This window comes from Psychrobacter sp. 219-2-C, from assembly GCF_049560815.1.
GTDB classification, from domain to species: domain Bacteria; phylum Pseudomonadota; class Gammaproteobacteria; order Pseudomonadales; family Moraxellaceae; genus Psychrobacter; species Psychrobacter faecalis.
Genome location: NZ_CP186933.1, coordinates 1,440,238 through 1,460,962, shown reverse-complemented (window position 1 = coordinate 1,460,962; position 20,725 = coordinate 1,440,238). Strand labels below are relative to the sequence as shown.

At 43.1% G+C, this 20,725-nt stretch carries 17 protein-coding genes; 10 read left to right on the top strand and 7 right to left on the bottom strand.

Annotation, left to right across the window (positions count from 1 at the left end; genetic code table 11):
- The first annotated feature begins 329 nt into the window (after positions 1-329).
- Positions 330-1,319 (top strand): LysR substrate-binding domain-containing protein, encoded by a 990-nt coding sequence (locus ACPEGP_RS05840; RefSeq protein WP_423814216.1) that lies wholly within the window; start codon positions 330-332, stop codon positions 1,317-1,319.
- Positions 1,320-1,692: 373 nt separating this feature from the next.
- A complete protein-coding gene (locus ACPEGP_RS05835; protein ID WP_423814215.1) occupies positions 1,693-3,081 on the top strand; it encodes an NAD-dependent succinate-semialdehyde dehydrogenase in 1,389 nt (462 codons plus the stop codon).
- Between the two features lie 277 nt (positions 3,082-3,358).
- On the opposite strand, the gene purN is transcribed toward ACPEGP_RS05835, so the two are convergent.
- A complete protein-coding gene (gene purN, locus ACPEGP_RS05830; RefSeq protein ID WP_423814214.1) occupies positions 3,359-4,060 on the bottom strand; it encodes a phosphoribosylglycinamide formyltransferase in 702 nt (233 codons plus the stop codon).
- A complete protein-coding gene (purM, locus tag ACPEGP_RS05825) occupies positions 4,060-5,109 on the bottom strand; it encodes a phosphoribosylformylglycinamidine cyclo-ligase (protein ID WP_102077247.1) in 1,050 nt (349 codons plus the stop codon). The genes purN and purM overlap by 1 nt, the downstream gene beginning before the upstream one ends.
- Positions 5,110-5,482: 373 nt before the next feature.
- On the opposite strand from purM, the gene ACPEGP_RS05820 reads away from it, so the two are divergent.
- From ACPEGP_RS05820 to ACPEGP_RS05810, 3 genes are all read left to right on the top strand, one after another.
- Positions 5,483-6,589 carry an AI-2E family transporter gene (locus tag ACPEGP_RS05820; protein WP_286795812.1) on the top strand — a complete coding sequence of 369 codons (1,107 nt, stop codon included), beginning with the start codon at positions 5,483-5,485 and terminating at the stop codon, positions 6,587-6,589.
- 217 nt (positions 6,590-6,806) lie between these two features.
- Entirely contained in the window at positions 6,807-7,610 is an 804-nt protein-coding gene (gene hda / locus ACPEGP_RS05815; protein ID WP_068407080.1) for a DnaA regulatory inactivator Hda, read from the top strand.
- Between the two features lie 95 nt (positions 7,611-7,705).
- Entirely contained in the window at positions 7,706-8,404 is a 699-nt protein-coding gene (locus ACPEGP_RS05810) for a DUF2057 family protein (RefSeq protein WP_068407077.1), read from the top strand.
- Between the two features lie 159 nt (positions 8,405-8,563).
- On the opposite strand, the gene ACPEGP_RS05805 is transcribed toward ACPEGP_RS05810, so the two are convergent.
- Positions 8,564-9,052, bottom strand: coding sequence for a Dps family protein (locus ACPEGP_RS05805; protein WP_102077250.1), 489 nt, complete (start codon positions 9,050-9,052; stop codon positions 8,564-8,566).
- A gap of 380 nt (positions 9,053-9,432) precedes the next feature.
- Positions 9,433-10,098 carry a YcxB family protein gene (locus ACPEGP_RS05800; protein ID WP_068407072.1) on the bottom strand — a complete coding sequence of 222 codons (666 nt, stop codon included), beginning with the start codon at positions 10,096-10,098 and terminating at the stop codon, positions 9,433-9,435.
- A gap of 533 nt (positions 10,099-10,631) precedes the next feature.
- On the opposite strand from ACPEGP_RS05800, the gene serS reads away from it, so the two are divergent.
- From serS to ACPEGP_RS05785, 3 genes are all read left to right on the top strand, one after another.
- Entirely contained in the window at positions 10,632-11,918 is a 1,287-nt protein-coding gene (gene serS, locus ACPEGP_RS05795; RefSeq protein WP_423814213.1) for a serine--tRNA ligase, read from the top strand.
- A 279-nt stretch (positions 11,919-12,197) separates the two neighbouring features.
- The gene (gene tkt, locus ACPEGP_RS05790; RefSeq protein ID WP_423814212.1) at positions 12,198-14,195 is read left to right on the top strand and encodes a transketolase; all 1,998 of its coding nucleotides are present in this window, start codon (positions 12,198-12,200) and stop codon (positions 14,193-14,195) included.
- Positions 14,196-14,509: 314 nt separating this feature from the next.
- Positions 14,510-14,710 carry a hypothetical protein gene (locus ACPEGP_RS05785; RefSeq protein WP_068407062.1) on the top strand — a complete coding sequence of 67 codons (201 nt, stop codon included), beginning with the start codon at positions 14,510-14,512 and terminating at the stop codon, positions 14,708-14,710.
- Between the two features lie 160 nt (positions 14,711-14,870).
- Here the strand turns inward: ACPEGP_RS05785 and ACPEGP_RS05780 are convergent, their stop codons facing one another.
- Positions 14,871-15,476, bottom strand: a complete 606-nt coding sequence (locus tag ACPEGP_RS05780) for a YceI family protein (protein ID WP_068407059.1) — start codon at positions 15,474-15,476, stop codon at positions 14,871-14,873.
- Positions 15,477-15,795: 319 nt separating this feature from the next.
- On the opposite strand from ACPEGP_RS05780, the gene ACPEGP_RS05775 reads away from it, so the two are divergent.
- Entirely contained in the window at positions 15,796-16,890 is a 1,095-nt protein-coding gene (locus tag ACPEGP_RS05775) for an RNA-guided endonuclease InsQ/TnpB family protein (RefSeq protein ID WP_423814211.1), read from the top strand.
- 30 nt (positions 16,891-16,920) lie between these two features.
- Positions 16,921-17,952 carry an NERD domain-containing protein gene (locus ACPEGP_RS05770; protein ID WP_423814210.1) on the top strand — a complete coding sequence of 344 codons (1,032 nt, stop codon included), beginning with the start codon at positions 16,921-16,923 and terminating at the stop codon, positions 17,950-17,952.
- A 24-nt stretch (positions 17,953-17,976) separates the two neighbouring features.
- Here ACPEGP_RS05770 and ACPEGP_RS05765 read toward each other — a convergent pair whose 3' ends face one another.
- Both ACPEGP_RS05765 and ACPEGP_RS05760 read right to left on the bottom strand, forming a co-directional pair.
- A complete protein-coding gene (locus tag ACPEGP_RS05765) occupies positions 17,977-18,738 on the bottom strand; it encodes an IS5 family transposase (protein WP_423814209.1) in 762 nt (253 codons plus the stop codon).
- A 326-nt stretch (positions 18,739-19,064) separates the two neighbouring features.
- Positions 19,065-20,711, bottom strand: coding sequence for a GMC family oxidoreductase (locus ACPEGP_RS05760; RefSeq protein WP_423814208.1), 1,647 nt, complete (start codon positions 20,709-20,711; stop codon positions 19,065-19,067).
- Positions 20,712-20,725: the final 14 nt, after the last annotated feature.

The following is a 20,725-nucleotide window of genomic DNA, read 5'->3' as shown; positions in this document are numbered from 1 at the left end:
TAGCAGGCATCATTGATTCGTTAAAAGCCGTGCTGATGGCATAAGATTTGAAAATGACTTATCAGCGCTTGCTAAGCACTATAGCTAGGTTACCCTGATTTATCTAGTTTATGATTATTATCTTGGGTATTTCATTTGGTTATAGTATAGATATAACAATGGCTTGAGCAGGGTAAACTGGGGTATAATAAGCGTATATTAAAATTATTTAGATAGAAAAACGCTTGATTTAAGCAGTCGAAAAACAATTTTGCAAAATAATAGAACGGAAGATGCCGCGCTTTTTTAAGCTTATGGTGGCATTTATTCTACGGTAAAGAGAAATAGATATGAATTTGCAGCGGGTTGATTTGAATTTGTTGGTACATTTAGATGTACTACTACGTGAAAAAAACGTCACACGTGCAGCTGAGCAGCTCGGCATTACCCAGCCGGCGATGAGTAATATTTTGCGGCGCCTACGTAAGTTGTTTAATGACCCGTTATTGGTGCGCTCATCGGAAGGTATGACGCCGACCGAGCGCGCGCTTGAGCTGCAGCCACGTATTCGTGAGATATTAGCAGATTTGACGCAAGTGCTTGAGCCGCGTACCGAGTTTCGCCCTTATAGTACCTCGCGCGTTTTTCGTATCATGACCTCAGATTATGCTGAGGCGACTTTGGTGCCAAAACTGGTCAAAGCACTACGCTCTGAAGCGCCCAATGTGATTTTGGACTTCTTGACGCCCTCTGATGTTTCCTACCGTGATATGGAGCAAGGTCGCGTAGATTTAGCGATTAACCGTTTTAATGAGATTCCGCAAAGTTTCCACCAAGTATTGGTTTGGCGCGATACATTTAGCTGTTTGTTATCCGCTGAAGGGCCATATGCCAATCGTTTTAATTTAAAAAATTATCTCAAAGCGCAGCATGTTTGGGTGTCCAAAACAGGTATGGGCGTTGGCTTTGGGGTCAATCCAGAAAAATCAGGTGGGCTCGGTTCTATCGATCAGGCATTGCAACGCCTAGGTCAAAAACGCCAAATCAGCGTCTTTACCCGTCACTATCAAATGCCAGCGATGCTTACCGCCAATAAAGACTTGATTGCGACCTTGCCGACGCGGGTGGCGAGAATGCAGGCCAATAATGACAGTATCATTATGGAAGAGCCACCATTCTTTATCCCTGAGTTTGAGCTGACGATGGCGTGGTCACCATTGTTACAGCATCACCCAGCGCATCGATGGTTACGTCAGCTGATTATGCATGTAGCACGGCAAGTAGTCGCCGAAGAAGAGAATCCGCCACCAGAAATTCCAGTCATTAACCATTTGTTTTAGCACAACTTTTAAAGAACCAGCGCATGTATCATGGGCTGGTTTTTTTATTGCCTCTATTTTTTAGATCAACCTTTTTTAATTTAAAAGCTCCTTAACTCAAAAGATTCTCTAAATTTAGTTTTTTTAAATAAAGCCAGTCTTTATAAGGGTGTCACATTATTAACATCTTAAGCACACTTCTTCATAACTTGTAAAACTATAACCAATGCATTTTGCTATGCTAGAAAGACATTAAGAAAAAAGACAACTAAAGCGAGCATTGTTAAGTAATTCGATAATATTGACACACTTAACGATAGAGTATTTCTTAGTCATCATGGCTCGTTTATCAAGTATCCATTACATAATAAGCAAATAAATAAGGACAATTATCATGGCAGATATTACCACTGTGAATCCAGCAACAGGTAAAGACATTAAAAATTACACTTATATGAGCGATGATGAAGTGAAAAAAATCATCGATGCCTCGCACGAAGCGTTTTCAAAATGGCGTTTGGTTGGTGCCGATGAGCGCGCCAAAGTCATTAACTCGATTGGCGAGACGCTAATGAAGTATAAGGACGAGCTTGCGAAGCTAATGACTGAAGAGCGTGGTAAGACCTTAGAGGCAAGCTTAGCTGAAGTAGATTTATGTAAAGCGATTTGTGATTTTACTGCAGGTGAAGGCGTTGCTGCTCTAGCTGACGATGAACGCGATATTGAAGGGATTAAAAAAGGCTTAATTAGCTATGACCCTATTGGTATTATTTATGGTATCCAGCCATGGAACTTCCCGGCTTACCAAGTATTTCGCTATACTATTGCTAATTTAATGGCTGGTAACAGTATCCTGCTTAAGCATGCCTCCAATGTGACTGGCTCAGGTCAATTGATTGAAAAAATCATGCAAGAATCTGACTTACCAGAAGGCTTATTCCGTGCCTTGATTATCAATCATGATCAATCTGAAAAAGTGATCGAGCACGAAAAAGTACGCGGTGTTACCTTAACGGGTAGTGATGTCGCTGGCCGAGTAGTGGCGCAGCAAGCCGCCAAAGTACTGAAAAAGACGGTTATGGAACTTGGCTCGAATGATGCCTTTATTGTGCTAGAGGATGCCGACTTAGATCTAGCAGCAGCGACCTGTGCCCATGCACGTTTATACAATAATGGCGAAACCTGTATTGCCGCCAAACGTTTTGTCGTCGTCGATAGCGTGTATGATAAATTCCGAGATTTAGTGATCGAAAAATTCAACAGCTATAAAGTTGGCGATCCAATGGAAAAGTCGACGGACGTAGGTCCGATGTCGAGTAGCAAACAGCGCGATACCTTGCACAAGCAAGTACAAGAAAGCGTAGATAAAGGTGCGACCATTACGATCGGCGGTGAAGTACCTGATAAGCCAGGCGCATTTTACCCACCAACGATTTTGGAAAACATCAAACCTGATCAACCAGCTTATAAAGATGAGTTATTTGGTCCCGTTGCCGCACTTATCCGTGCGAAAGACCAAAACGATGCCTTCCGTATTGCCAATGATAGTCGCTATGGACTCGGCGGTGCTATATTCTCAAAAGATGAAGAAAAAGCAATTAATTTAGCGCAGCAGCATTTCGATACGGGGATGGTTTATATCAATGGCTATAACTTGGTCAATCCTGGTTTACCATTCGGCGGCGTGAAGGATTCAGGCTATGGCCGTGAACATGGTGGCTTTGGTATTAAAGAGTTTGTCAATATTAAAGCAGTACATGTGGTTGATAAAAAGCCTGCTTAATGATTGAACTGCTTTAGATTTATCATTTGAAATGCCTCGTTATTCAGTAACGAGGTATTTTTTTGCTATACAGTCAAAATATCTTAAAAACGCGACGGTATGGCTGATATCAATTTTTTGTAGCCTTTGTCTACGCACGCACAGCAAGCAAGAAAAATTGATATCAGCAGTGCGTGATGTATCGATATTACTTTTCACTCACTATATATTATCTTTGACTTAAGCATAAAAAAGCAGAACCCGTTATGGATTCTGCTTTTTAGTTTATTAGAAAAGCTTAAACATCTAACCATAGCTTTAGCGGTAAAGCCGGTAGATAAGATGAATTAGTATCCTCATGCGGATTACCTAAGTCAATAATACCCTTAGCAATCAGCAATAGGGTCCACGGTAAGAGTTGATGCTCCGCTTTTTGTACGCGTGCTTGCAGGCTATCCGCAGTGTCTTTGTAATTGACTTCAAGCAGCGCTTGGGTCAACACAGCACCGGCATCAAGCTCGGCGGTGACCACATGAATACTACAGCCATGATGGCGTTCGCCCGCTTGTATCGCACGCTGATGGGTATCTAAGCCCTTATAAGCAGGCAATAGAGCAGGGTGCAGGTTAATCATGGGCGCAGGCGCATTATCGATAAATGAGGCGCTTAACACGCGCATAAATCCTGCAAGCACAGTCACATCAGGCTGCCAAGTGGTTAATTGAGCATTAGCATGGGTTTCAAAGGTTTTGATCCCCATGCGTTTGCCGCTAGTAACGTGAGATAAGACGGCGACTGGAATAGCAGCGTCATTGGCGCGTGTAATGGCATAAGCATCTTCGCGATTACTGATAACGCCAACAATTTCAATCGGTAGCGCGCCAGCTTGCATGGCATTGATTAATACTTGTAGGTTGCTACCGCTACCCGATACCAAAACAGCGACGCGTAACGGCTTAGCTGGTTGCTTTGCCATGCTTTTTAAATTGTCGTCTGGCATTAACGGTACACCACGGCGTCCGCTTCACGGCTCACCATTTCACCCAATTTCCAAGCGTTTTCGCCTGCATCATTTAAGGTTTTGATAGCAGCTTCTGCTTTGTCTTTAGGTACAACGATGACAAAACCGACGCCGCAGTTAAAGGTGCGGTACATCTCACTTTGCTCGATATTGCCTTGGGTTTGTAGCCACGTAAATAGCTCTGAGAACTGCCAGCTGCTCGTATCAATACTAGCAGCTAAATTATCTGGTAGTACACGCGGCAGGTTATCGGTTAAGCCGCCGCCGGTGATATGTGACATCGCATGTAAGGCTGAGCTACCAAGGGTATCTTGTAACGCTTTAATGGCTTTAACATAAATGCGGGTAGGTGCCATCAGCGCATCTTGAATAGGCTGGCCATCTAATTGCTCATCGCTTGTCGTGACATCGACGCCGCTGACTTCGATGACTTTACGTACCAATGAGTAGCCATTAGAATGCGCGCCGCTTGAAGCAAGGGCGATTAATACATCGCCTTCGCTGACGTTTTCACCGGTGATAACTTCCGCTTCTTCGACTACGCCCACACAGAAACCGGCTAGGTCATAATCATCATCTTGATACATGCCCGGCATCTCAGCGGTTTCGCCGCCGATAAGCGCACAATTTGATAATTTACAGCCTTCGCCAATGCCCGTGACAACAGTTGCCGCGACATCGACATCAAGCTTGCCAGTTGCATAATAGTCTAAGAAAAACAATGGCTCAGCACCGCAAACCAATAAATCATTGACGCACATAGCCACCAAGTCGATACCGATGGTGTCATGACGGTTTAATTGCAAGGCCAATTTGAGCTTGGTACCGACACCGTCCGTACCCGAAACCAACAACGGTGAGGTATAACCAGTCGGAATACGACAAAGCGCCCCAAAACCGCCAAGTCCGCCCACAACCTCAGGACGAGAGGTGGCTTTTGCCACTGATTTAATACGTTGCACCAACGCATCGCCGGCATCAATATCAACGCCAGCATCTTTGTAGCTTAAAGAAGGCTTGTTACTCATGGTCATCTCACAAATTTATAAGGAATGAAGGTCTGTCAGTAGAAAAGCGGATCGGTCGTGTTAATTTTGCAGATAGTGCGCGCATTATACCCAAAAATGACCCTTAGCCGCAAAGCAACTTGCCAATATTTGGCGGATATTTGCAGAAGAGAGCTAATAAAGCTGTCTTAGGTGCAATAAAAAATTAAGAAACAAAAAATGACTGATTTTTTGTTCGACTCTGCGATAATAGAACGCCAAAGTCGTTGGCAAAACCTACGACAATGACGCTGCTAATGACCATGACAAATATAAAGCCGCTGAAGACATATTTCAGTGAACAAATCATCAGATGCCAGTATTTTACATTGACTTAATCGTAGGGTTACCCTTAATGATAAACCAACCAATAGATCCCTTTTTTCGGCGCTTATTTATCGTCGTTGCGATTGTTATAGCGGTATTTTTATTGTATTTGATGATGCCGGTCATCGTGCCGTTTGTCGTGGCTTTTGTGTTGGCGTATTTGTTTAATCCGCTGGTTAAGCGTTTATCAAAATATATCAAGCGTTGGATAGCCATTATCATCGTTTATTCGACGATTACGCTTGGTATGGTGCTGCTGCTTTGGTGGTTAATACCGACTTTATGGCATCAACTGCAAGCGGCGTGGGAATATCTACCCAAAGTATTAAATTGGTATAACCAAGTTGTACGTGAGTGGTTTATCAATAACAGCCGTATTCGTCTGCCAGAACTCGAAGCCAAAGGCTTTTCTGATACTTTGGTTGATTATATGCAGACCAATTATAAATTCGCTGATGCCAGCAGCATGATGAGCCAAATTTTGGTCTCTAGTATGAATTTTATTAATAATGCTGGCTTGATTGTACTGGTGCCGATTTTAACCTTTTATTTCCTATTTAATTGGGATCAGCGTCTGCATACTTGGAAAATGGCAATTCCGGCGCCTTATTGCAAAAAGGTGGTTGCCATTGCTAAAGAATGCGATCAAGCCTTAATGGCATTTATTAAAGGTCAATTATTGGTCATGGTATTATTAGGCGTCATTTATGCTGTACAGCTCCAGCTTATTGGGCTTGAGCTTGGTTTGATTATTGGTATGGTGGCTGGTATCGCAAGCTTCGTACCGTATTTAGGCTTTGGTATCGGCTTTATCGCCGCGATTATCGCCTCTTTATTCCAATTTGGTTTAGACTGGACTTATCTAGCCTTAGTGGTTGGCGCGTTTTTGGTCGGACAAGCGGCAGAGGGTTATATTTTACAACCGTTATTGTTGGGCGACAAAATCGGTTTATCGCCGTTATGGGTTATTTTTGCCGTATTGGCAGGGGCAAGCTTATTAGGTTTCGTCGGTATGCTGATTGCGCTACCGGTGTCCGCTGTGCTTAATGTCTTATTCCGTCATTTATACGCCTATTATCAATCGACTGACTTTTATAAAGGCCGTAAACAATTGGCGTTATTTGAAGAAAAATAAATCGCCCAGACATTCTATGAATAATGATAGATTGGGCTTAATGGGTAAAAGACTTGTCAGTCATTTTGCAAATATGTTATATATAGGCGCAGTATTAACGGTATTTACCGTTATTAGGTTGGCTTTGCTAAATGTGAAAGTTAGCAAAGCCAGTTTACAGAATATTAGTCGTTTAGCCTTTTTAGTGATTGCGCTACGCAAACCGAGTTGATGATTCATGGCAGAAGCACAGCTAAGTCTCAATCTGGACATTAAGCATGATGCGAGTCTCAGCGACTTTGCCGGTCCAGGTTGGATGTCTATTATCGATGCAGTGCGGCAGCTACATGTCGGCCTGATAGGTCAGCTGTACCTATTTGGCAGCCCAGAGACGGGCAAGTCGCACTTATTATCCGCCATCTGTGAGTCGTTTATCGAGATGGACAAATCCGCGATTTGTCTGTCATTAAATGAGCTGATTCATACCGATGTCAATGTTCTATCTTCTTTAGAAAATTTTTCCTTGATTGCGATTGATGATTTAGAAGTGCTTGAGCAAAGCAGCCAATGGCAAGAAGCCTTATTTCACCTAATTAATCGTAGCCGAGAAGGACAACGGCAGCTGATTTTTGCCTCCAACAAACCTGCGACCGAATTACCGTTTCAGTTAACAGATCTCCTCACCCGTTTGGCGCAGTCACCAAGCTTTAAAGTGCCAACTGGTCATGATTTGGCAGACCGTCAAGCTTTGCTACAATCTATCTTACGCCGCCGCGGTTGGCAGTTTGATGAGCGTATTATCAATCATTTACTCACCGAAGGGCCGCATCGTATCGGCGCTATGATGGACGTCCTAAATTACATTCAGCCGATGTTTTCTAACCTTGGTCGTAGTAATATATCCAAAGCGGTCATTAGCGATGCGCTGCGCACGATTGATGAGCAGACGCTCGCCGCCGAGCTTGCTGATATCGCCCAAGAAACGCAAGGTGACAATGAGGTCGCTAATCAAGATCAACATACCATGCCGCTCGACTTTTAACCTTTCGTTTTTTGACCTTTAGCTTTTAATAATTAGTTTTTAATGTTCATAGACACGCCCTTTATACCGCTACTTTACTATCCTTGGAATAACTTATGAAACCAAACGCTTCTTTGCTAAAAAAACTGACTGTTGGCTCCTTATTGATTGCTGCTGGTTCAGTATCTATGTTATCGCACGCGGCAGTGACTCTGCTTGTTGATGACCATATCAAAGTGACCGCTATCAATGGGCAAGAAATCCAGCAAAGCCCGTTTCAGCCGCTGACGAAGTCGTTTACCTTAGAGCCTGGTCAGCATGCGATTACCGCTAAATATGATCGCTTATATAACTTGCGCCGTGATGAGCACGATTATTTGCGCTCGGGTAATGTGAGTGTGACGGCTGAATTAAAAGATAATCAGACCTATCGTCTGGTTATGCCAAATCAGCCAGAAAAATATGAAGCAGCAAGAGAGTATGCCAAGCGTCCAACCCTAGCGGTGCAACAGAATAATACAGTAGTTGCCAGTCAGCAAGCTTTGGAAGGCAGCCAAGGTGGTTTGCTATCAGGTTTGGGTAAAACATTGGGTGGTGTATTTGGCGGCGCAAATGATGCTGAGCTACAAAACCAACGTGCCATTGCTGCGTTAGGTCAACCTACTGCCAGCACTGTCAATACAGGTGCTGTGACCACAGTTCAGCAAACGACAAGCGCTGCTGCCTCTACCAGTACTTTAGATCAGTTTATGCAACTTTGGTTACAAGCAACGCCAGCAGAGCGTGAAAAAATACGCCAGTGGATTGAGAAGTAGAATAGGTTCAGCTATTGAAAGAGCTTAACGTTTATCGATTTTTAGCAAAGCGAACACAAAAAAAGCACCTAAATTAGGTGCTTTTTCCTTACTTACTATCTATTCAGTTAATAAACGAATTGAGTGATAAATGGTTTTATGTATTTATCTGTTTAGCCGTTATTTAGCCAAAAAAGCGTTATACATCCAAACCAGCTTTTCTTGTTGTTGTACATACTCATCAACTAAATCGGCTGTACCTTGGTCTTCAGCTCGTTCTGCCAATGCTGACACTTCGCGTTGCTCTTCAATCAGCGCTTGTAGGCCAGTCACCACACCTTGCACACAAGCATTACCGTCTTTAACGTTTTTATCTTCTTGAATGTTGGTATGTTGACTAAAGTCGCTATAAGCATGCAGTGGCGTGCCACCCAAGGTTAAGATACGCTCAGCGATTTCATCAATTTCTACTTGCAAATTGGTATATAGCTCTTCGAACTGTGGGTGCAAGGTGAAGAAATGCTCACCTTTTACGTTCCAGTGATAACCACGTACGTTGATATAAAACATATGATAGCTTGATAATAAGTCGTTTAACTTATCAATCACTTCGCTCATATCTGCTTTTTCTAGACCGATTTGATTGGTTGCATTATTAGTATTACTCATAATATTATCCTTATAGTTTGAGTGTTGATTTAAGAGACTGGTTATTTTTATAAACTTAGACTTAATCATCTAAGGCAAATGTAGAAGTCTAAGAGTGTAGCAAGTCATATCCTGCATTGCTATGCTCGTTATATATCTTCTACAGGTTTTTAGGTATCTATACCTTGTCTGTTTATGCTTATTATAATAGCAAAGATACTATGATAAGTTAAATTCAATTAATCTAAGTCTGTGATTGATTTGATAGAATTATAAAGTCACAATATCCACGCTATTCATACTATTTTATAAAGCCAACACCTATACAAGTTTAATGCTGAATTATAAAAAACGACTAACCACAGCACTCTAAAAGCCACTTCTTAATTTAAAAGTCACTTTTATAGTTTTGCAGGTGGCTGTAAGTTTTCAGGGTTTAAGCCTTTAACGGCAATGACTTCTTGTAGGTGCTGACGTACGGTATCGATTGGGAATTTTTGCGCTTGTAAACGCTTAGGAATGATTTGGCTGCCCTGTTGACCTTTTAGCTCAAACATCATGAAGATGTAGTCATCGGTTTCATCCCAGCTTTTGACGGCGCTCCAAGGAATAACCGCTTGCTGAGTGCTACCAGCACGCATCTGCATACCGCGCATCTGATTGCTATTAAACATATCAGGCTGATTGACTGGCATTGCCATGACTAAACCATGCTTTTGCACGCCCAATTTCATCTGACGCATCTCATCAGGCATTTCTTGGTCAGCAACTTGTTTTTCAAACTCTTTTTTGACATACCATTTAAAGCCAAGGGTACGTACCAATAGATAAATGACCACCGCCGCTAGCATAAGCCAAAAGATAATGGTCGAATAACCAGTTAAAAAAACCAAGCCCGCGATGGCTAATATGACGACGACTGCCATAATAATCCACTCTTTCATCTTAATACTCGACAGACCAAACGACGGGCTGGCACTGGCAAATAGCTCATATTGGGCTTGATGAAATTCGGCCTCGGTTAGGTTTAAGGCGACAGGTTGAAGCGTGTAGGGGTACAGGGCCATAAAGGTTTCTCAGATACGTATTTTAAAAGCGTGGGATGAAAAGCGCCAAAGCGAGGCTGCGATGCCATACTTAGCGATGCTTGGCGGAAAGTAGAATAAAGATATGCGCTTATCTTACCGAAAACTGCTCTTAAATGAAACATATAAGCGGGTCTGTCGACCAATAGCTCGGTTATTTTTCAGATAGCATCCTTATTTATACTAAGGTCAATGAGAGAACTTGATGTATAAGAGCATGATGTGACTTTTATTATTTGTTATTTAACCCATAAAGCTTGTGCAAAGAAAGTGCTAGATTGTGGCAAAATATAGCCAAAACATGGTCAAATCTGCTCGGTATTGGTATGATAGTGACTATTATTTATTATTCAGATTGACGTGGCCTTATGGCAAAGCTTTATAGTGGTTTTATAAGGCTTTGCGCGCTATTTTTTGTTTTATCTCATTTATGGCTAGTGATATCTAAGCACTATACTTGGCTACTATTTTCCCTTTTTATTTCTTACTCACTTTTGGCGCTACAGGCAACTATTATGATTGACCCAAAACTCTTACGCGGTGATTTAACGGATTTACAACAGCAGCTGGCCACGCGTGGTTATGCGCTTGATATGGCGTTTTGGCAAAGTATCGAGAACGAACGTAAGTCTTTGCAAGTCAAAACCGAAGAGCTGCAATCGCGTCGTAATGCCGGTGCTAAGCAAGTGGGTGCGCTAAAAAAATCGGGCGCAGATGCCAGCGAACTGTTGGCTGAGATGCAAAGTGTCAGCGGTGAGATTAAGACAGCTGAAGATGAGCTGCGTACCTTGCAAGAGCGTATTAGCCAAGCGGCCATGCAAATCCCAAATATCCCAGCCGCCGATGTGCCAGTCGGGACATCAGAAGATGATAACGTCGAAGTGCGCAAATGGGGAACGCCGCGCGCGTTTGATTTTGAGATTCAAGACCATACTCATATCGGTGAGACGCTAGGTATGCTTGATTTCGAAGCCGCTGCAAAATTAACAGGTAGCCGTTTTAACGTCTTAAAAGGTCAGCTTGCGCAAATGCATCGCGCTTTGATTCAGTTTATGCTCAATACCCATACCATCAAGTACGGCTACACTGAAACCTATGTGCCTTATATCGTCAATTCTGAGAGTTTAAAAGGTACGGGTCAATTGCCGAAGTTTGAAGATGATTTGTTTAAATTGACCAATCATACCAATAACGAAGGTACAGATTTTTATCTGATTCCAACGGCCGAAGTGCCCATGACCAACTTGGTACGCGGTGAGCGTTTGGATATCAAAGAGCTGCCGTTAAAATTTACCGCCCATACGCCATGTTTCCGTAGTGAAGCGGGCTCGCATGGTCGCGATACCCGTGGTCTAATCCGTCAGCATCAGTTTGAAAAAGTTGAGATGGTCAATATCGCTACCGCTGAGCAATCAGATGACTTACTTGAGGCGATGACGGCACAAGCTGAGTACATTTTGCAGCAGTTGAATCTGCCGTACCGTGTGGTCAAACTATGTACTGGCGATATGGGCTTTGCCGCTCAAAAAACTTATGACATCGAAGTGTGGTTGCCAAGCCAAGATACTTATCGTGAAATCTCAAGCTGCTCAAACTGTGGCGACTTCCAAGCTCGCCGTATGGGCACGCGCGTTAAAGATGGCAAGCAAACCAGCCTAGCGCATACGCTAAATGGTTCGGGTTTGGCAGTCGGACGTACGTTATTGGCAGTGATGGAAAATCATCAAAATGCTGATGGTAGTATCACCATTCCTGAAGTATTGCGTCCGTTCATGGGCGGAGTTGAAACCATTTTAGCTTAATGATTTAGTTTTTTATCTAAACTGCGGGTTGGTTGCTGACTCGCGGTTTTTTCATACGTATTGGTTTAATAAAACTGATACGAATGATTGTTAAATACAAACGCTTCTGTCAGCGCATTTTTAGATTGCCAGATGGCAAATATGTTAATATTGCATGTGATTTTATAGTCTATCTTTTGATGACATCCATTGTATTTTTGTCGTATTTCTGATGGATTGCCCTCTGAGTAACCCTTTCTCTTATGCTCCATACTTTTCATTCGAATATTAGGACACTCTATGCCGACCCCAATTAATGAACGCAAACTTGCCAATGCCATCCGTGTACTGTCGTTCGACGCGGTTCAAAAAGCCAATTCTGGACACCCAGGCGCGCCGATGGGCATGGCTGATATTGCCGAAGTATTGTGGCGCAAATTTTTAAAGCACAATCCTGCTGACCCGCAATGGCACAACCGCGATCGCTTTGTACTATCAAACGGTCATGGCTCGATGCTCATTTATTCCTTGCTGCATTTATCAGGCTATGATGTCAGCGTTGATGATTTAAAAGGCTTTCGTCAGCTGCATTCAAAAACTCCAGGCCATCCTGAACTTGGCTATACGCCAGGGATTGAAACCACAACGGGTCCACTAGGTCAGGGTATTGCCAATGCCGTTGGTTTTGCGATTGCAGAGAAGACACTAGCGGCGCAGTTCAACCGTGACGGCCATAACATCGTTGACCATCATACTTATGCGTTCTTAGGCGATGGCTGCTTGATGGAAGGTATCAGCCATGAAGTTTGCTCATTGGCTGGCACGTTAGGTTTGGGCAAATTGGTCTTTTTCTATGATGATAATGGCATCTCAATCGATGGCGATGTCGAAGGCTGGTTCACTGATGATACGCAAGCGCGCTTTGAGGCCTATGGCTGGCAGGTCATCAAAGTCGATGGTCACGATACCGATGAGATTACCAAAGCCACTGAGCAAGCCATTGCTGAGACCGCTAAGCCAAGCTTAATTATTTGTAAAACGACGATTGGTGCGGGTAGCCCGAACAAGCAAGGCTTAGCAGCTAGTCATGGTGCGCCGCTTGGTGATGATGAAATCGTCTTGACCCGTGACGCTTTAGCATGGACTCATGCGCCGTTTGAATTAGATGACGAAATCTATGAAGCATGGGATGCTAAAGCTAAAGGCGACGTACAGCAAAAGAACTGGGATGCGGACTTTGAAGCCTATAAAAAAGCCTATCCAGGATTGGCAAGCGAGCTACTACGCCGCTTAAACGGTGAATTGCCAGCGGATTTTGAAAGCCAAGCACAAGCCTATATTCAGCAAACGCAAGAGCAGGGCAGTGATGTTGCCAGTCGTAAAGCCAGTCAAAATGCGATCAATACCTTACAGCCGTTACTACCAGAATTGTTGGGCGGTTCAGCGGATCTGGCAGGTTCAAACCTTACGCTATTTAAAGGTGCGAAAGGCATCGAAAAAGACGCTGACGGCAACTATATCTATTATGGCGTGCGCGAGTTTGGTATGACCGCGATTGCCAATGGTATCGCGTTGCATGGCGGCTTTATCCCTTATGTGGCGACCTTCCTGATGTTTATGGAATACGCGCGTAATGCGGTACGTATGGGCGCACTCATGAAGCAGCGTGTGATTCATGTTTACACTCATGACTCTATCGGCCTGGGTGAAGATGGCCCGACGCATCAGCCAGTTGAGCAATTGACTAGCTTACGTACCACGCCAAATCTACGCACATGGCGTCCGTGTGATGCGACCGAATCGGCCAGCGCTTGGGTTGAAGCAATTAAGTCCGAAAACAATCCATCAGCATTGATCTTTAGCCGTCAAAGCTTGCCACATCAAGCACGTGATGCTGAGCAAGTCGCTAACATCGCTAAAGGTGGCTATGTGTTAGCGAAAGAGCAAGGCGAGTTACAAGCAATTATCATCGCGACAGGTTCAGAAGTTGGCTTAGCTATGCAAGCGCACGAGACGTTAAGTGCAAATGGCGTTGGCGTGCGTGTGGTCTCTATGCCATGTGCCGAGATTTTCGTAGAGCAAGAGACGAGCTACCGTGAAGCGGTATTGCCAGCTAATATCCGCGCCCGCGTAGCGGTAGAAGCAGCACATGTCGATTACTGGTATAAGTTTGTCGGTCTAGATGGCAAAGTTATCGGAATGACGACTTATGGTGAATCAGCGCCTGCTGATGAGCTGTATAAAGAGTTCGGTATTACCACTAACGCTGTGGTTGATGCAGTAAATAGTTTGGTGTAATAAACCTAACTTAGTTAGCGTTTAAACAAGAAAGAGCTACTAGAGAAATCTGGTGGCTCTTTTTTTTGTGATTAACTTTTGGTTTTGAAATATTATAAAAGCCCTGTAAATAGATTGCTGGGTAGGTTAGTGTCGAAACATAATGCACCATGAGTCGTTAAATGGTAACGCAAAGTTCGACCAGCCGCTCTATAACCAAGCTTGATGTGTTGTTTTATAGTTGACCGTTGTTAGTGTTATATCTAGTTCGCTAATTTAAAGCGAGCTTAAGGACGTGTACCTGTTTTGTACTGGCACGTTGATTAATAGACAAGGTGCGTCAAAAAGAGCTGGATAAAGTAGACAAGCTGCGTCAAAAAGAACAGGATAAAATTGATAAAAAGATTCAGGCAATGATAGACGATATCAACCAAAAGGCGATGAAAAAGCAAGAAAAAATAGATACTAAAATTCAGAAAAGAAGAAATAAAATAGATAAGACTGGTATAGCAGAAGAGCAAATATGGCAGTACTAAAAACGTTAGAAAATATATTTTTAATATTTAATCGATTTTTGAGTCATTTTTAGGTCATAATATTTTTAAATAATTAAGCGTTTCTGTAAGTATCGTCTTAAAAATCTATGGTGTTATCTACCCAACTTAGAAATTCTAAGTTGGGTTTTTTGTCACTTAATCAATTGGCTGCAATCAGCTTCCCTGATATCTCAAGGGGGATGATATTGCTAATCAGTTTCGGGAAAGCTGTCACTCCATAGCTATAGCGATCGACCATACCTGTCGCGCGAAACTTTAACGTCGGTTGAGAGGTGGCGGGGTCAATCTCTACATCAGATAAAGTCACTCTTACCGTTAACGGTTTGGTTTGACCTAAAGCGGTAAAGTCGCCCGTGACATTGGCTTCTTTCGGCGTAATCATCTTGATCTTTTTTGAGACAAACGTCATCGTCGGATATTGCTGCGTATTGAGCAGCTCTTTACGGCGCAAAAAAGAGTCACGTAGCTTGCGCTCGGTATCGATGCTATCGGTATGCACGGTAAAATTAATGGTCGTACTCTCAGGCTTTTTGACGTCATAATTGATCGATCCATTTACTTTACGAAACTTACCGTCAGTGGTCGCCTTGCCTAAATACTTGACCTCAAAATCAGCGCTGGTCTTAGGCACGTCCAGTTTCCACTTTTGTGGCATCGTGTTGGCGGCGACTCCCATTATAGGCAAAGATAATAATAAAGAGGTACCAAGCGTAATCTTTAACAAAGAGGCGGCGCGAGTATTCATACGTATTATCCAAAGGGTGGTATTAAAGTCGTCAGTATTGAACATGCTTTTAGGGCACAACTGAGCGTTATAGCTGAAATAATAATACGATAGCCTACTACAATTGTGCTGTTTCAATGTATTATTAAAGTTATGAGCGATTTAGAAGTAAGACTTACACTTTACACTGGCTTAGCGCTTAAAATAACCAATTTGACTTTTTATCAAAAAGCGCCGTAAAACCATGTCCCTTCTAGGGCATGGATATCAGGCGTCAGCTATTGTCGCTCAGCCTTAAAATAGACTTGTCAACCAAACTCATTAAGACCATAATCACTCTATGAAAACGCTCAAGTGTCGCATCAAAGACAAACACGCCAATCAGCTAAATACCTTAGCGAGCGCAGTTAATTTTGTGTGGAACTATGTGAATGACTTGAGTTTTAAGCATCTTCAACGCACCAATCATTTCTTTTCAGCTTACGATATTGCGGCTTATGTAAAAGGTAGTGGTGAGCTGTTAAATCTACATAGCCAAACCTTACAAGCTATTAGTGAGGTTCACGCTAAATCTCGCAAACAATTTAAAAAAGCCAAATTAAACTGGCGAACCAATAACCCAAAATCTAAGCGTAAATCACTTGGTTGGATTCCCTTTAAAAAAGCAGCAATCAAATACGTAGGTATCAAAAAATCAGGAAAGAAAAGTCTTAAATCCACCATTCAATTTAGCCTGGCTAAAGGCAAGAAGCTGACCATCGACGTGTGGGATAGCTATAATCTAGCACTCTACACCATCAACACCTGTGAGCTTGTGCAAGACAGTCGCGGCCACTGGTATGCCTGTATCACCATTAAAGAGTACCCAAAAATTGAGTGCGGTACAGGCGAAACTGGTATTGATTTAGGTTGCAGGGACTCAGCAACGACAAGTAATGGTGAGGTACTAAAAACCAAAGTCACCCAGCAATACGCTAAAAAACTAGGTACTGCTCAGCGGGCTAAAAACAAACAAAGAGTTAAGGCGATTCACGCCAAGATTAAACATACACGCCAAGACTTGATTCATAAATTTACCACCAACCTTACCAAGACTAATAAAATAATCATCATTGGCAAACTTCAATCAAAATCATTTACCTCAACCAAGCTAGCCAAATCTGTCTATGACGCACGTTGGTTTGAGATTAAGCGGCAACTGACCTATAAGTGCGAGAACGCAGGTTGCTACTATGATGAGGTAAATGAAAGTTACACCACCCAAACTTGTTCGTGTTGTGGCTCACGCCAAAACAGTCCGAAAGGTAGAGCAAACTTAGGAATAAGAGAATGGCTTTGCGAGTGCGGTGTCACTCATGACCGTGATATTAATGCGGCAAAAAACATTCTCGCGCTCGGGCTTGAGCGTCTAGTAGTAGGAATCCCCTCACTTTAGAGAGGGGAGGAAGTCAAATAGTAGAAAACCATGTCTTTGATGTCCAGCTTTAAAGGTATCGTCGGCGAGATCGTCATCAATGTAGCTATGTGGCTAAAACTTGATAAAGATATTTATCATCGCCTAAACAATATCACTCTGCCATTAGCAGATGGTGGTAGTACCCAAATTGACCATGTTATCGTCTCTAGGTATGGCATCTTTGTCATCGAAACCAAAAACTATAAAGGCTGGATTTTTGGTAATGAGAAGCAAAGACAGTGGACGCAAGTCATTATGGGTCGCAAGTATAAATTTCAAAATCCATTGCGGCAAAATTATTTGCATATAAAAACGCTGTCTGATTTATTAGAACTGGAGATGAGTTATTTCCATTCGATGATTGCCTTTATCGGCGAGTGTGAGCTTAAAACTCGCGATGAACTACCTGAGCATGTATTGACGAGCGGCATGGCATCTTATATTAAGAAAAAACAAGATAAAATGCTTACCGATGAAGAAGTCAAAGCCATTGTTGAGCAAATTGAAAACAATCGATTTAGCAAGTCTTGGCGTACTAACAGAGCGCATAAAGCCTATTTAAAAGAGAAGCATAATCCGTCAAACAAGCAAGCTAGTGATAAACCAAATGCTAAGTCAGTTACTATATCAGCGAATCAGCCTGCGCCTGAATTAATAGTAAAACAACCTCCTAAAAAGACCATTCTTCAAAGCAGAGAAGTACTGCGATGGTCTGGGCAAACGGAAGTTGAAGCGAGCGACGCTCCGTTTGTCCCTTCTAGCAATGTTCTGCCTATCTCTCAACTGATTAATGATGATTCTGTCTTTATTACCCCATTTGAGGTTTTGGAATCAGAGCCGAAGATAGAGAAAGCTGCTACTAAGGAGCCTTCTATTATCGAGCAAGTTGAAGCGTCAATCATTTCTGATAATACTCCCGCTTGCCCGAAGTCTAATAGTGAGATGGTCAAGCGCGTTGCTAAAAAAGGTCAGCAGCAAGGTCAGCCCTTTTTTGGTTGCAGTCAATTTCCTAAGTGTCGCGGTGTGGTGAATATTAATTAGGTGATATTAGGGCGTGTATAGAATTCAAATGAGTGGCAACCAGATAAAGACACAAGCAAGCATTATCGCTGCTGCATAGCTATCTTTGAGCTTATCATATCGCGTGGCAATGCCCCTAAAATGTTTCAACCTAGCAAAAGCGTTTTCTACCAAGTGACGGCAACGATACAAATACCAGTCTAGTGTGTCATTGTTGCTATTTTTAGAGATCGACTTAACGGGTATGACTGACTCAGCACAGTGCTTGAAGATACACTCTCTAATATCACTACTATCGTAGCCCCTGTCTGCAATCACCGCTTTAGTCTGGTTATTAATCGTGCTATCTATCAACGTCTTTGCCATCTTAGCGTCATGTACTTGCCCACCTGTCAGCTCAACATGTATAGGGTTACCACAAGCATCGACCACTAAGTGCAGATTGCTGCTATTACCTGCAACACTTTTACCAATGGCCTCATCAAGATGACTGGCTGCACCTGAACTATGCTGATGAGCTTTGACCACGCTACCGTCTATGAATAACCATTCACTATCATAGTTTGCTGTGATTATTTTCATGAGCTTTTGCCATTTACCGGTTTTACGCCAATAACGGTATTGATGATATATGCGAGACCAATGACCGAAATAAGAAGGTAAGTCTCGCCATGGACAGCCTACTCTTATGCGGTACAGCATGCCTTCAACGGTACGTCTTAGATTGGGCTTGTTATATACGTTAATTTGTCGCAATATAATAAATAGCTTGTGCCAAAGTTCATCGTTGAGCTTGGTGCGAGTCATAAGTGATGCCTTATCTCTTTGTTGTGGTAAACAGTAGTGTAAGGCGTTGCTTATTTTTTTCAATGGTTTCTCAATTCTATACAGCACCTATGCAAAACGAAAATAAGTCAGGTGTTTTTAACTCAAATTGTGGGCTGCGATAAATATCGATATAAATAAGCGGTTTAAATATACTACCTTACGCAGTTGTAACGCAAGGTATCAATATATTTAATTTGATAGAAAATGTCCCGTTTTAATATCTGTATTTTTGAGTGTAAGTGCTATTTTCAATAGAAAAGTTATGAGATAAAAGCGCTTGCCGTAAAATATTTTACTTATTTTTTCTATGATGCGATTTGCTCAGCGTGATGATGTTTTGCTTTAATGAAGTCAGCCATTTTTTCGGCAATCATAATGGTTGGCGCATTGGTATTAGCGCTTATCAAGGTCGGCATCACAGACGCATCAATAACCCGTAATCCATTGACGCCGCGCACTTTTAGTTCTAAGTCGACCACAGACTTATCATCTGAACCCATACGGCATGTGCCGACTGGATGATAGATGGTATCTGATTTATTACGAATATAGCCAAGCATGCCGTCTTTTTCGATATAAGGGGCAGGGTAGTCTTCGGTGATATATTTGGCGATGGGTGCTTCTTGCATGATGGCGCGCGTACGCTCAGCGCCTGCGACCATATACTCTACGTCTTTAGGATGGGAGAGGAAGTTGGGATCAATCAATACGCACTCTGAGGGGTCAGCTGACGCAAGCCTAACCGTACCGCGGCTTTCAGGGCGCAAGTAGCAGGCGTGACAAGAAACAGCAAAACCGCGTCTAAGGTCACGACCGTGTTCAATCACGCGAGATATGACAAAATGCAGCTGGGTATTTGGCCACTCTTTTGGGGCGTCACCAACGCTAAAGAACGCACCAGCTTCGGCGTAGTTGGTAGATAGTAGCCCTGTGCCATCTTTTCTCCATTGGCGAATGCTTTTAGACAAGGTTGAGAGCGTTGCCATACCAATACCGATCACATCGGTAGTATTGACCTCGTAATCAAATACCACGTCTAAATGGTCTTGTAGATTACCGCCAACCTCGGGCGCATCGACCAATACATCGATACCGTGCGCCTGCAAGTGCTCGGCAGGACCAATACCAGATAGCATCAAAACTTTCGGCGAACCAAAAGCGCCACCTGACAAAATAATTTCCTGACGTGCCATCACCATATGCTCGACGCCGTCTTTTTCATAAGCGACGCCAACGGCTTGTTTGTCTTCAAAGATGACACGGTTGGCTTGGGCGTGGGTGATAACGGTTAAATTTGGCCGACTTTTTTGTACGGGGTGTAAATAGGCGGCGGCCGCAGAGCAGCGTTGACCTTGTTTTTCACCATGAAAATGGGTGACTTGATATAGTCCTGCGCCGTCTTGTTTTTTACCATTAAAGTCTTGATTGTGCTCCAAGCCATTAGCGACAGCCGCTTCTACAAATGCTTTTGAGATTTCACGCGGGCTTAATAAATTACTGACGTGCAAAGGGCCGCTATCGCCATGCAGTTCATCCGCGCCGTGGACATTGTTTTCAGCTTTAATAAAGTAAGGTAGCACATCGTCAAAGCCCCAACCCTCACAGCCTTGCTCAACCCAGCGCTCATAATCAAGCGCGCTGCCGCGAGTATAGATCATTGCATTAATGGCGGATGAGCCGCCCAAGCATTGACCGCGCGGTTGAAAGCCGCGTCGATTATTAAGATGGGTTTGCGGAGTAGTATGAAAGCACCAATTGTTTGATTTTAGCGGTTTGCCTGGTACTAAAAGGATTAAACCTGCCGGTACGCGAATCGCAAGGTCTTTGCCTTCACCGCCGTACTCTAATAAACACACACTGATATCGGGATTTTCTGTCAGACGGCTGGCAAGGACGCAGCCTGCAGAACCGCCGCCCACGATGACGTAGTCAAATTTTGCGTCAAATTCCATTTTTATATTCCTTA